The sequence below is a fragment of the Olsenella kribbiana genome (assembly GCF_036408795.1).
Lineage (GTDB): Bacteria > Actinomycetota > Coriobacteriia > Coriobacteriales > Atopobiaceae > Olsenella_L > Olsenella_L kribbiana.
In genome coordinates this window covers 155,608-167,930 of the sequence record NZ_JAZGJP010000002.1, presented here as the reverse complement: position 1 = coordinate 167,930, position 12,323 = coordinate 155,608, and the positions used below count along the sequence as shown (strand labels likewise).

Here is a 12,323-nt window from a genome sequence, read left to right as displayed (position 1 = left end):
GAGATCCTCCCGGTCAGCCGAAATACGTGTGGCCGGCGCCGAGCACGCCTGCCTCCTGGGCCGTGAGCCCGTCGCTCTTCTTGAGGCAGCGCCTGTTCACCCAGGACTCCTTCCATCCATAGGAGAGCTGGGACGCTGGAGGCACATCGATCGTCGTATAGCCATAGGCATTGATCACATGGGTGCCGGATGCAAGCACACGCTCCCTCTTGAAGTCCGGGATATAATTCGCATGCACGTGCCCATGAATGTGGTAGCGGGGATGCCAGCGCTCGACGAACTCATCGAAGCACTCGAATCCCTGATGCGGCAGGTCCTCGAGGTCGCCGACGCCGCGCTCCGGCGCATGCGTGAGCAGGATATCGAGCCCTCCCAGAAGCCTGATCTGGGGGTCAATGCGCCGGATCTGCCGTGCCATCTCGCGCTCCGTATACATATACTTGCCGTCCCGGTATTTCCGGGAGCCGGCAAGACCTGCAATGCGGATGCCCTGGTAGACATAGACGGAGCCGTCGAGGCAGATGCAGCCTCCCGGTGCCGACTTCCTGAACTTGTCATCGTGGTTGCCATGCACATAGAGAAGCGGCCTGTTCAGCATCGTAACAAGGAACTCGAGGTAGTCGGGATCGAGGTCTCCTGCAGCAAGGATGAGGTCTATGCCCTCGAAGCGGCGCCTGTTGAAGGAGCCCCAGAGCAGCTTCTCTTCGACGTCGGCAATAGCAAGGATGCGCATCCCTCACGCACCTTTCTGGGTGTTCTGAGGCACTTCGGGAAGCGAGCTTTCGGCCGGCTTCCAATCCCCAGGAAGGCCGCCCCGCACATTCTGGCAGAGCCAGTCGCAGGAGACGATGTCGGACGGTGCAAGCTTCGTGCCGTCGATCGTCCTGCCATCCTGGAGCGCGATCTCGCCTGCAAAGGGCTCGAGGGTCCGGGCCTTGATATCGTGCTCGAGGAGCCCGACAAGGCGCTTCGAGGACTCAGGAAGTCCCGGCGCGAGCACGATATCGATCACGCCGGAAGAAAGGCCATACCAGTAGCTCACAGCCTGGGCATCTCCTGTCGGCTTCGGCAGCTCGAGCCTGCCGTCTCCATCCTGGAGTGCCGGCGGAAGCGCCCCCTGCAGCATGCTCCTCATGATGAGCTCGTAGTAGCGGCCCCAGTGCCAGACCGGCACGGCGAGGTTGTGGACGTGGCCCTCCTCGAGCGTGAAGAGGCCGAAGGCAGAGGGCTCGCCGACAGGGGCTGTCACATCGTTTCCGGAGATGAGCGGAGCCCCCTGCCATTTCTCGAGGTCTGCCTGGAAGAACTCTGTCTGCTCGCCGCGCTTCGACCAGGAAAGCAGGACCTCTGCTGCAGGGTCGACAAGGGCTGCTCCGAGCGCGAAGGCATCGATCTCCGATACTGTGCCGAAGATCGGGACATGGGCATGGTAGAGGAGCCTGTGATCCTCGGAGAGGCTTGCCGCAAGCGCACCGAGCACGAACTTCGCCTCATACATGCGCCCATAGTAGGAGCGCACCGACTGGTGCGGCAGCGTAATCGAGCAGTTCAGGAAGCGGACCTCGGGGTGCATGACCGCTTCCTTCACGGTTGCCTGCATGAGGGTAGGAGACGTCGTGAAGACGATGCTCGCTCCCTGGGCAACGGCGTCCTGGATGGCTCCGGCGACTGCCGTATCGTCCGAGCAGCCCTCATAGGCAAGCGTCTCGACGACGCCGGAGAGGCGCTCTGCCATCTCCTTCCTGCCTTCCTCATGCGCACGCACCCAGGCAGACTCCGCTGCTGTCTCCTCGTGGATGAAGGCAGCGATGACGGGCTTCTGGCTGCCTTGCGGCAGGCGCCCGAGGACATGGGAGATGAGGCTCCGGGGAGCCACCTTCGGCCCGTCCACGAGCACGACCGGACCTTCCTCGCCGTCGAGCGTGGAGCCCTGGAAGACAAGCTCCTTCCAGATCCTCTGGATGCGCTCGAGCACGATCTGGGACGGCGTCTCGAGGAGATTGTCCTGGCCGAAGAAGGAGAGATAGATGAGGAGGGCATCCGACGCCGTGACATCGAGGTGCCAGCCGCCAGCACGCAGGAACATCTCCTCGAAGAAGTAGTAGGTGCTCCTCAGATAGTGCACACGCTCATCGGGCCAGGGATGCTCGAGGTCCTCGCCGAAACAGGCAGCAAGCTTCGCATAGGAGCCTTCGCGGGTGAAGTCGATCTCGAAGAGCGGACATACCTTGAAGAAGGCAAGGAACTCGTTGTAGGTGCCATCGGCCTCGCTCGGGACCAGGCGTGTGACCTCAGCCTCGATCGTCTTGGCACCGAGGTACTTCATGACAGAAGTGCGCTTGTTGCCTTCGAGCACATAGAAGCGGTGCAGGAACTCATAGACCTTGATCGGATCGCGGAAGCCTTCTGTGACCTGTATGTCGTAGAGGTGCGACCACTTCATCGCGAACTCGGAGTTCTGGGGCAGGATCGGAAGGAACGTGCGCGAGAACGCGACCTGGCGGCCTTCCGTACGGGTGCCCACGACCTGCGAGAGCGGAATCTCGAACGTGCCGAGCGGCTTCTCGCCGGCAAACGACTCCTCGCCCGTGATCGAATCGAGCGCTGTCAGATAGGGATGGCGGCCCTGCGCCTGCGCCCTCCTGCAGTCGCGCTCGCCCTGCTTCATCGCCTTGCGGTAGTTCTCGTCCACGCTATCACCTCACGCACGTTCTCATAGCCCTTATACTATAAGGTTTTAAGGCCCCGCTATTTCTTCTGTCCGGAACGTTACAGAGTCTCATGCAAACCCTGCCTATTTGCTACCCTTTGAGTGACAGCCACGTACGGAAGGATCTACATGCCAGATGAATTCACCGCTTCTGCAGAAGAGCACGCAAAGCTCGATGCCCTCAAGCAATATCTTCAGGAGCTCGGATCGGTCGCCGTCGCCTTCTCCGGAGGCGTCGACTCGACGTTCCTTCTGAAGGTCGCCCATGACACGCTCGGCGACAACGCAATCGCTATCACCGCCCGCTCCGAATCCTTCCCGATAAGGGAATTCCACGAGGCAGAGGACTTCTGCCAGAAGGAAGGCATCCGCCATATCTCTGTCGCCTCGGAGGAGCTCGATATCCCCGGCTTCAGCCACAACCCGACGAACCGCTGCTATCTCTGCAAGAAGGAGTTCTTCTCGGAGATCCTTCAGAAGAAGGACGAGGAAGGCTTCTCCTATCTCCTCGAAGGCTCGAACATGGACGATGAGGGAGACTACCGCCCCGGCCTCAAGGCCGTGGCCGAGCTCGGCGTGAAGTCGCCTCTCCGCCATTCCAATCTCTGGAAGCAGGAAATCCGAGACCTCAGCCACGAGATGGGCCTTCCGACCTGGCAGAAGCAGTCCTTTGCCTGCCTCTCCTCCCGCTTCGTCTACGGCGAGGAGATCACGCGCCAGAAGCTTGCCATGGTGGACAAATCCGAGCAGTTCCTGCTCGACCTCGGCTTCCACCAGCTCCGCGTGAGGATCCATCAGGAGGGAAAGACCGGCGCCATCGCCCGCATCGAGGTTGCACCCGATGAGCTCCAGAAGCTCCTTGACTTGAGGCTCGAGGTGGCAGATGAGCTCAAGAAGATCGGCTTCTCCTATGTGACGATGGACCTTCTGGGATACCGCACAGGATCCATGAACGAGACGCTCGCTGCAGAAGAGAAGGCGTAAGGGATGGAACGTGCAGAGCTCAAGGCCCTTCTGGCCGAGGTCCAGGAAGGCACCGTCTCGATAGACGATGCAACCGCCAGGATCGGGGAGGCACCGCTTGTCGACCTCGGCTACGCCGTGCCCGACCTTTCCCGCGGCATCCGCCAGGGAGCGGCCGAGGTCATCTACGGTGCCGGAAAGACTGCCCCACAGATTGCAGGCATCGCGGACGCCCTCATGGATGCCGGCGAGAAGCGCATCCTGATCACCCGGCTCGACGAGGAGAAGGCCGAAGCTGCGAAGAAGCTCCTGCACGACAGCAGCGCATTCCGCTATGAGCCCATCCCACGTCTCGGCATCATCGGCAACCCGCCTGCGCCTGACGGCCAAGGCACCGTCCTTGTCCTTGCTGCCGGCACGAGCGACCTCTACTGTGCAGAGGAGGCAGCCGTGACAGCCGAGATGCTCGGAAGCGAGGTCAGGCGCGTCTACGATGTCGGCGTTGCCGGAATACACCGCCTCCTTGCCCACACCGACGATATCCAGCATGCAGCGGCAATCATCTGCGTTGCCGGCATGGAAGGGGCGCTTGCCTCCGTCGTGGGCGGCCTTGCCGCCTGCCCCGTCATCGCCGTTCCCACAAGCGTCGGCTACGGCGCCTCCTTCGGCGGCGTGGCAGCGCTTCTCTCCATGCTCAACTCCTGCGCAAGCGGCGTCTCGGTCGTGAATATCGACAACGGATTCGGGGCAGGCTATCAGGCGAACCTCATCAATCATGTAGGGAAGTAGGCTGAGCTATGAGCAACATGCTGTATCTGTCCTGCGAGACAGGAATCTCCGCAGACATGGTCGTAGGCGCCCTCCTCGATCTGGGCGCAAACCAGGAAAAGCTCGAGCAGGCACTCTCGAGCCTGCCGCTCGATGGCTATAAGGTGAAGATCTCGAAGAAGCAGGTCTCAGGCATCGTGGCCACCGACTTCGATGTCGAGCTCGACGAGGAGAACCACGACCACGACATGGCATGGCTCTATGGCGGGCTCGACGGCGAAGACGGGCACGAGCATCACCATCACCACGATCATGAGCACGAACACGAGCATGGTCACGACCACCATCACGACCACGAACATGAACACGATCATGAGCATCACCACATGCACCGTGGCCTCGCCGAGATCGAGTCCGTCATCGATGCGGGCGAGCTCACGCCGCGTGCAAACGAGCTTGCAAAGAAGATCTTCCGCATCGTCGCCGAGGCAGAATCTCATGCCCACGGCGTGCCCGTCGAGGAGGTCCATTTCCACGAGGTCGGTGCTGTCGACTCCATCGTCGACACCGTGGCAGCAGCCGTCTGTGTCGACGACCTTGATATCGAGCGGACGTATGTGGGGCCGCTTGCCGAGGGCACAGGACGCATCCGCACGCAGCACGGTGTCCTCTCGATTCCGGTGCCTGCTGTCGCAAATATCTGCGAGAGCCACAGGCTCGCACTTGCCACGACAGAGCGCAAAGGCGAGCTCGTGACGCCGACTGGCGCCGCGATCGCAGCAGCCTTGAAGACCGAAGAGGCGCTCCCCTCCTCCTGGAAGATCCTTGCTTCCGGCATAGGATCTGGCAAGCGCGACTACCACCCCGTGAGCACCGTACGTGCCTACCTCATCGAGTCTCAAGATGCCCCGAAGCAGAAGGCCGCGACAGAGAATGCCTGCGGTGGTGCTGGCACGGTCTGGAAGCTCGAGTGCGAGGTCGACGATGCGACAGGAGAGGCCCTTGGCTACGCGATGGAGCATCTCTTCGATGCCGGCGCCCTCGATGCGCACTTCCTGCCCGTGTTCATGAAGAAGGAAAGGCCCGGCTGGCAGATCCAGGTCCTCTGCACCGAGGAGAAGCGGGAAGCCCTCGAGCGCATCCTCTTCGAGGACACGACGACTATAGGCATCCGCCGCTATCCCTATCAGAGGACGACCCTCCCCCGCCGCATCGAGACCATCCAGGCCGAGATCGGCCCGGTCAGCATCAAAATCGTGACGATGCCGGACGGCACCGAGCGCGCCTATCCCGAATACGATTCTGTCGCCGCGCTGGCAAAGGCACAGGGGCTGCCATTCCAGATGGCATGGAGGCTTGCGCTCAAGAGCCTCGACGCCTGAGGCGATCTTCTCAGAAGCGCTCACACGAGCCGGGAGAGCATCTTCGCTCTTCCGGCTCTCTTCTTTCTGCAGGAGACCCTCAGGCTGTCAAATGCTGCGCAGCATCCTGAAGCCTCCTTGAACAATGATGGGAGCAAGGATGGGGCGAGGCCACACCATTCCCGGCCAGCCGCATCCGTCACATCCTGCTCAGAAAGGGGAAATCATAAGGAGAAGCGCAGAGCCAAAGCATCTGAAAGAGACCGATAAGCCGAAGGCACCGAAGAACATCCTGGCAGCAGCAACCGTTGCTGCATCTGCAGGCGCACTGATCATGACGGCGACGCCGGCTCTCGCAGAGGAGTCCGCATCTGAAACCGCGCCTGCGAAGGATACAGCTCAGACCGAGACGGCTGCCACCACGACCGAGTCTGCCAAGCAGACACTCGATGAGGCAACGGCAGCGCACGACAAGGCAGCAGCAGATGCTGCCACCGCGAAGCAGAACCTCGCGGATGCCCAGGCCCAGAAAGACCAGGACGCCTACGACGCCGCTGCCGAAAACGAGCAGAAGACCGCCGATGACCTCAAGAAGGCACAGGCTGACCACGATTCCCAGAAGGCAATCGACGATGCCGTAAAGCAGATCGACAACGCGCAACAGCCTGGGGGCACCATGAGCGACGCCTACGCGCCGAAGCACATGGCCTCTGCAAAGACAGCAAGCACGACTGCAGCCCAGCCTGCTGCCGCAGCAAGCGCAGAGGCCCTGCCGAACATCTCCGACACGAACGATATGGCAGGCGCCGGTGCAGCAGCCGCTCTCGGTATCGCCGCCATCTTCGACTTCCTGCGTCGCCGTCCTCACGCCGAGTAGCCCTTGGACTTCTCAAGCCTGACGCGGTAGGTATCTGAACATGAAGCTGCCGGGTCCGCTTGATGCGGTACCCGGCAGCTTTTTCATGGCGGAGGGTCTGCTCTGTCTCTCTTGTGGGGCCAGAGCTCCTACAGCTCCGGCTTTCCCCCTGCCGCAAGCTCGGCCTCGACAGCCCGTGCCTCGGGCGACGGCATGAGCTCGGTGATGAGCATCGAGACGAAGATGAAGGCAAAGCCCACAAAGAGCGTGAGCGTCAGCGCCTCATAGCCGAAGAGCACCGAGAAGAGGACACCGAAGACACTCTCGAAGGAAAGGAAGAGCGCCGCCTCTGCAGCAGGCACATGCTTCTGGCCGATATTCTGGGCGACCGTAGCAAGGCAGCTCGAAGCAATCACGAGATAGGCCATCTGGAGCCAGAAGTCCTGCGTGAAGGCAGAGGCAGGAGGCAGGGGCTCCGTCAGAAGGCCGCCGATAGCGCAGACGATCGCATAGGCGCAGAACTGGACGACCGTGAGCGTGATGGGATCCTCATCCTTTGCCAAGCAGGCATAGGAGGCAATCTCTGCGGCAAAGAAGCCGGCAGAGACAAGCGTCAGGATATCGCCCCAGGAAAGCGAGAGCGAAAAATCGTCTCCCAGCGAGAGGAAGCCAAGACCCGTCACGCAGAGCACTGCCGCGACCACATTGTGGATGGCAGGCCTCTTCTTTGCGAAGGCCCAGTAGAAGAACGGCGTCATCACGCAATAGATGGCCGTAATGAAGGCATTGCGTCCCGGCGTCGTGCCCAGAAGGCCGATGTTCTGCACGAGATAGCCGAGGCCATTGAGAAGGCCGGTCACGCCCCCTACGAAAAGATGGCTCCTGTCGAAGTTCTGGGCAATCCTCTTCCTGCAGATGAAGCCCAGGACAAGAGCGGCAAGGGAGAAACGGATGGCAAGGAGCCAGGAGGGCGTTACCGCATTGATGGCATCCTTCAGGACGACAAACGAGCCTCCCCAGAAGAGTGCAGCGGAAAGAATCAGGAGCTTGTAGACCACGGGAGGAAGCTCGCGGCGGGAAGTAGTCGGCATTTCATCACAACCAGACAGCATATGGCTTGTTCATTCCGTTGTAGTATACGGTAGATGCCGCACCTTCGGCTCCATGCCAGAGCGAAGGTGATGATGAGGAAACGTCCTGGGAAGGATGAGGATCTCCGTGAACTTTCTTTCGTACCTGACCGACCAGGAGCTTGCCATCCTGAGCTATGCACTGGCTCCCCTGACGATCCTCTTTCTCGTCCTCGGCATCCGCGAAATCCTCTTTCCGCTCATAGCCTTCAAGAAGACCGATGCCACGTTCGTGGCAGCAGACCATCTGCCCGCAGCACCCCACATCTATCATGTGAGCTTTGCCTATGAGATCGACGGTGAGCCCTATGAGAGCACGACAAGGGACACCTACGACGAGCATGCTGTGCAGAAGCGCTTCGACAATGAGAAGCCGCAGCACATCTATTACCGCAAGAAGGACCCGACCTTCATCAAGACAAGCCGCTCCTCCGCCATCATGCTCGGCATCGTCTCTCTCCTCATCGGAGCAGGGCTCGGGGCAATCGACCTCTACCTCTTCGGCATGCTGGTCATGCCCTGTTAGCAATCAGTTCCTTCGATAAGCCCTATAGACGTGAATACATTGCGATATACCGTTTTAATTGGCGATTTTCCTTTCCTATTAACGTATCACGCAACCAAGGAAAGGGATTGCCGTGATTCGCGCACGAAAGATCGGGCTCGAGCATCAAAAACGCCCATCTTGGATCCATAGAATTCCGCGACAGCGATTTCTGGTCATGCATTGCCGGCATCTAGGGACAGAACGGTTCGGGCAAGACAGCAGTCGTCGACGCTTTCTCATGCCTGAAGCAGCTGATGCGCGGACGCTCCCTGCCTGCTGGAGCAGAGGGGCTTGCCAAAACGCACCCTTATTGCCTATGGCCTCGGCGATACAGGAAAAGATTTTGCGCTCGCTCCGGAGATTCGCTGGCGTGCTCTCAGAAATCTGGCAGGACCGGAAGCCAGCCTTGAGCTGACGGTCTCGCAGCGTTCATCCGAGCAGGCAAGCGCCTCTAAAACCTTCTCGAAGGCATTCGGAGGATTCGTCGATGCTGTCAGAAAAGGCTGCGCCGACCGCATGCAGGAGGGGACCATCTCGCATGCCGGCGAAGAAGCCTTCAAGCGCACGCTCCTTCCCCTTTCTGGCATCATCTCCTCTCAGCTTATGCATCAGCAAAGCTGGAAGTCTTCAGCACTACCCGCCGAGCCTCGTTTGCCTTCAATTTGCTTCCTTTCCCTGCCCCAGATGGCTTGAAACGCCTGATGGAAAAATCGGATTTCACACCGGATGGCGATAGCAGATACTTCAGAGATTTTTTGCTCCGATCAGACAGATCATCTGTTGTGCCAGCATCAATCTGTCCTGAGCTTCATGCAACCATCAAGATGGAAAACGAAGTTCTAGGCGCTATCATTCCGGGGCTATCTCCGGAGCTCAAAGAGCTCAACGAAGAGACGCTGGATAATGGGAAGACCGGAAAGCGTGTCGAGCTGCTCTCGCGCAGAGGGGATATCCATGTTCCCTTCCACTGCGAATCTGAAGGCGTCAAGAAAATCGTCTCCATTCTCGGACGTCTGATTGACGTCTATAGCGACGAAAATGTCTGTCTGGTCATAGATGAGCTCGATTCGGGAATCTTCGAATTCCTCCTCGGCAAGATTCTCCAAGCAATCTCTGACCACGGCAAAGGCCAGCTCATCTTCACAGCGCACAATCTCAGACCGCTGGAATGTCTGCCATCCAGCTGCCTTGTCTTCACCACAACGAATCCGGACAACCGCTATATCAAATTCCGCGGTTCAGGCGCATCGAACAACCTGCGCAGCCAATATCTCCGCGCCATCAATCTTGGCGGACAGAAAGAGCAGGTATACGAGCCGACGAGCGAGACCGAAATCGGAGCTGCCTTCTATCGGGCTTGCCGCTCGTAGCCTGAAAAGTGCGCGTACGCGTTTCGGAATGAATGGCGCGACTGCAGATTCAGACCTCCTGGATCGTCCTTCGTCTTGAACCGTGCTCCTTTCCCTGATATTGCGAGAAGGCAATCGCTCCGAGGATGAGCGCCACCGCTGCCCACTGGAGCGGCTCGGCGCTGTCCTTGAGTACAAGCGCAGACACGAAGAGGCCCGCCGGAAGCTCTGCCGAGGCAAGGACCGTTGCCGAAGCGGCACTCAGATGAGGACCTCCAAGCCCGAAGAGAAGCACCGGCAGAAACATCCCGAAAAGCCCCGCCATGAGGGCAAAGGGCGCCATGCCAGAGAAGAAGACACCCGAAGGAATATAGGCAGGGCAGACCAGAAGCGATGCCAATCCCAGCCCAAGGCAGATGAGGGTGCCGCGCTCCCCTGTTCCGCATGCGGGGCTCACGCGCCCCGAAAGCACAAGGAACGTGGCACAGCTCAGAGCTGCAACAAGAGCTGCGGCAACACCGGCAGGATCGAGCCCCGAAAGCCCATGCCGCCAGACACCGCTTGCTATGGGCGTCGCCGCCACGATCAACGCTGCAGAGATGGCTTCCCTGCGCGTCGGCTTCCTGCCATCGAGCACAAGCTGCACCGGAATGCCAAGCCAGGAATACTGGAAGAGGAGCGTCAAGGCCACGGACGCTTCGAGCCTTGTCATCGAGAAGCAGTAGAAGGACGAAGTCACGGCCGAGAGCGCACCGAGCCCCATGAGCTTGGCTGCCTCGCGGAGAGGCAGTCGCACGAGCTTCGTCCCTCTGAGAGCCTCGATGAGCGCCAGGAGCACGAAGAGGCCGCATCCTGTCCAGGCCTGCGCTGCCACGACTTCCTGCCAGCTATAGCCTGCTGCATAGGCCAGCTTGTACGTTGTTGCCATGAACCCATAGCTTGCTCCCCCGAGAAGCATCTCGAAGGCGGCAAGGCTCTGCCTGGCGCCTTTCTCTTCTGCCATGAAACCTCCCTGTCCGGCATCTGCGCACAAAAAAGCGCCGCACAGCTGAAGTAGCTGCGCAGCGCAAAGATGGCAGAGCCCGGAAACGACCACGAATTGTTTGCAGCGCCATGGTAGCCGGAATGGGACGCTCATGCAAGCAGGGCTACTTTCCCTGCCAGACGATCCTCGGCTTCAGGTCCTCGACCCCTGCCTCGCCGAGATAGTGCTCGACGATAGCAAAGCCGAAGTCGATGGCCGTGCCCATGCCACGGGAAGTGATGATGTTGCCATCAACGACGACTGGTGCCTCGGAGTAGATGGCGCCACCCTCGACGCAGGCATCCTTGAAGTTCGGGTTCGACGTCGCATGCCTGCCCTTGAGAAGGCCAAGCTTTGCAAAGACGGAAGGAGCAGCGCAGATGGCAGCAATCTCCTTGCCGGTCTGGGCGAACTCCACGACCTTGTCCGTCAGCATCTTGCAGTCACCGAGATTCAAGGTTCCCGGCATGCCGCCCGGAAGCACGAGCATGTCGTACTCGTCGAAGTCGAGATCTTCGATCCTCTTGTCTGCCACGATATGGATCTGATGAGACGAGGTCACGTCCTTCGTGCCCGTGATGGAGACCGTATCGGAAGGGATGCCAGCACGATAGAGAAGGTCGCACACCGTGAGGCCTTCGATCTCCTCGAGGCCATTGGCAAGGAAGACCGCAACCTTCTTGTCAGATGTCTGCCTGAATGTCACAGCTCTGCTCCTTTCGTTGAGCAACTTGCTATTCCCATCAATTGTACCCTTGAGCCTTCTGGCCCCTATCTGGCCATTTTCTGAGGACAATCACCATCTGCAAATTCAGAATGGCGCATATCCGCGTTCGCGGTATTATCGGTTTAGCAAGCTGTGCCTTGGCTCATAGGGGGTCTGAGGCCGATTGCGTTTGGAGAGGAGAATCCATGCAGTATTCCGCAGAAGTGGAGAGGATGTGCCCCGTCACCAAGGGCGCATACCACGGACCTGCACCAATTCCCGAGGAGGGGAAGTGGGTCCAGGCCAAGGAGATCAGCGACATCTCCGGCTACACGCACGGTGTAGGCTGGTGCGCACCGCAGCAGGGTGCCTGCAAGCTTAGCCTCAACATCAAGGAAGGTGTCGTCGAGGAGTGCCTGATCGAGACCATCGGCTGCTCCGGCATGACGCACTCCGCTGCAATGGCAGCTGAGATCCTTCCGGGCAAGACGATTCTCGAGTGCCTCAACACCGACCTCGTCTGCGATGCTATCAATGTCGCTATGCGCGAGCTGTTCCTCCAGATCGTCTACGGCCGCTCCCAGACCGCATTCTCCGAGGGTGGTCTGCCTATCGGCACCGGCCTCGACGACCTCGGCAAGGGCCTCCGCTCCATGGTCGGCACCACGTACGGCACGAAGGCCAAGGGTGCCCGCTACCTCGAGCTCACGCAGGGCTACATCACGCATCTGGCACTCAACGAGAACGATGAGATCATCGGCTTCGAGTTCCTGAACCTCGGCAAGTTCACCGATGCCCTGAAGAAGGGCGTCGACGCCCAGAAGGCTGTAGACGACGCAATGGGCCGCTACGGTCAGTGGGACAACCCCGCCAAGGTCATCGATCCGCGTGTCGAGTAACCAGGAAAGG

12 protein-coding genes are annotated in these 12,323 nt (G+C 59.9%); 7 read left to right on the top strand and 5 right to left on the bottom strand.

The window, feature by feature from the left end:
- Positions 1-13: 13 nt before the first annotated feature.
- Together VXJ24_RS02320 and VXJ24_RS02315 are read right to left on the bottom strand one after the other, a co-directional pair.
- Complete coding sequence (locus VXJ24_RS02320) at positions 14-733, bottom strand: metallophosphoesterase family protein (protein WP_330971304.1); 720 nt, start codon at positions 731-733, stop codon at positions 14-16.
- Between the two features lie 3 nt (positions 734-736).
- Entirely contained in the window at positions 737-2,692 is a 1,956-nt protein-coding gene (locus VXJ24_RS02315) for a BMP family ABC transporter substrate-binding protein (protein ID WP_330971303.1), read from the bottom strand.
- A gap of 147 nt (positions 2,693-2,839) precedes the next feature.
- Here VXJ24_RS02315 and larE point away from each other — a divergent pair, with 147 nt between their 5' ends.
- The 4 genes from larE to VXJ24_RS02295 all read left to right on the top strand — a co-directional run bounded on the left by larE (position 2,840) and on the right by VXJ24_RS02295 (position 6,679).
- Positions 2,840-3,694: an ATP-dependent sacrificial sulfur transferase LarE gene (gene larE, locus VXJ24_RS02310; protein ID WP_330971302.1), complete on the top strand. Its 855-nt coding sequence runs from the start codon at positions 2,840-2,842 to the stop codon at positions 3,692-3,694.
- Positions 3,695-3,697: 3 nt separating this feature from the next.
- Entirely contained in the window at positions 3,698-4,462 is a 765-nt protein-coding gene (gene larB, locus VXJ24_RS02305; RefSeq protein WP_330971301.1) for a nickel pincer cofactor biosynthesis protein LarB, read from the top strand.
- Positions 4,463-4,470: 8 nt separating this feature from the next.
- Positions 4,471-5,823, top strand: coding sequence for a nickel pincer cofactor biosynthesis protein LarC (larC, locus tag VXJ24_RS02300; protein WP_330971300.1), 1,353 nt, complete (start codon positions 4,471-4,473; stop codon positions 5,821-5,823).
- A gap of 139 nt (positions 5,824-5,962) precedes the next feature.
- Positions 5,963-6,679: a hypothetical protein gene (locus VXJ24_RS02295; protein ID WP_330971299.1), complete on the top strand. Its 717-nt coding sequence runs from the start codon at positions 5,963-5,965 to the stop codon at positions 6,677-6,679.
- 128 nt (positions 6,680-6,807) lie between these two features.
- On the opposite strand, the gene VXJ24_RS02290 is transcribed toward VXJ24_RS02295, so the two are convergent.
- Entirely contained in the window at positions 6,808-7,716 is a 909-nt protein-coding gene (locus VXJ24_RS02290) for a DMT family transporter (protein WP_330971298.1), read from the bottom strand.
- Positions 7,717-7,876: 160 nt separating this feature from the next.
- Here VXJ24_RS02290 and VXJ24_RS02285 point away from each other — a divergent pair, with 160 nt between their 5' ends.
- Both VXJ24_RS02285 and VXJ24_RS02280 read left to right on the top strand, forming a co-directional pair.
- Positions 7,877-8,314, top strand: coding sequence for a hypothetical protein (locus VXJ24_RS02285; RefSeq protein WP_330971297.1), 438 nt, complete (start codon positions 7,877-7,879; stop codon positions 8,312-8,314).
- A 722-nt stretch (positions 8,315-9,036) separates the two neighbouring features.
- Positions 9,037-9,705, top strand: coding sequence for an AAA family ATPase (locus VXJ24_RS02280; protein WP_330971296.1), 669 nt, complete (start codon positions 9,037-9,039; stop codon positions 9,703-9,705).
- A gap of 49 nt (positions 9,706-9,754) precedes the next feature.
- Here VXJ24_RS02280 and VXJ24_RS02275 read toward each other — a convergent pair whose 3' ends face one another.
- The gene (locus VXJ24_RS02275; RefSeq protein WP_330971295.1) at positions 9,755-10,687 is read right to left on the bottom strand and encodes a DMT family transporter; all 933 of its coding nucleotides are present in this window, start codon (positions 10,685-10,687) and stop codon (positions 9,755-9,757) included.
- A gap of 145 nt (positions 10,688-10,832) precedes the next feature.
- On the bottom strand, positions 10,833-11,414 hold the full coding sequence (locus tag VXJ24_RS02270) for a DJ-1 family glyoxalase III (protein WP_330971294.1): 582 nt from the start codon (positions 11,412-11,414) through the stop codon (positions 10,833-10,835).
- A gap of 206 nt (positions 11,415-11,620) precedes the next feature.
- Between VXJ24_RS02270 and VXJ24_RS02265 the strand changes: the two genes are divergently transcribed.
- On the top strand, positions 11,621-12,313 hold the full coding sequence (locus VXJ24_RS02265) for an iron-sulfur cluster assembly scaffold protein (RefSeq protein WP_330971293.1): 693 nt from the start codon (positions 11,621-11,623) through the stop codon (positions 12,311-12,313).
- Positions 12,314-12,323 lie beyond the last annotated feature (10 nt).

Excerpts from the sequence above, each read along its gene's own strand:
- VXJ24_RS02320 (WP_330971304.1), bottom strand. The coding sequence starts at position 733 with ATGCGCATCCTTGCTATTGCCGACGTCGAAGAGAAGCTGCTCTGGGGC.
- larE (WP_330971302.1), top strand. The coding sequence starts at position 2,840 with ATGCCAGATGAATTCACCGCTTCTGCAGAAGAGCACGCAAAGCTCGAT.
- larB (WP_330971301.1), top strand. The coding sequence starts at position 3,698 with ATGGAACGTGCAGAGCTCAAGGCCCTTCTGGCCGAGGTCCAGGAAGGC.
- larC (WP_330971300.1), top strand. The coding sequence starts at position 4,471 with ATGAGCAACATGCTGTATCTGTCCTGCGAGACAGGAATCTCCGCAGAC.
- VXJ24_RS02295 (WP_330971299.1), top strand. The coding sequence starts at position 5,963 with ATGGGGCGAGGCCACACCATTCCCGGCCAGCCGCATCCGTCACATCCT.
- VXJ24_RS02280 (WP_330971296.1), top strand. The coding sequence starts at position 9,037 with ATGGAAAAATCGGATTTCACACCGGATGGCGATAGCAGATACTTCAGA.
- VXJ24_RS02275 (WP_330971295.1), bottom strand. The coding sequence starts at position 10,687 with ATGGCAGAAGAGAAAGGCGCCAGGCAGAGCCTTGCCGCCTTCGAGATG.
- VXJ24_RS02265 (WP_330971293.1), top strand. The coding sequence starts at position 11,621 with ATGCAGTATTCCGCAGAAGTGGAGAGGATGTGCCCCGTCACCAAGGGC.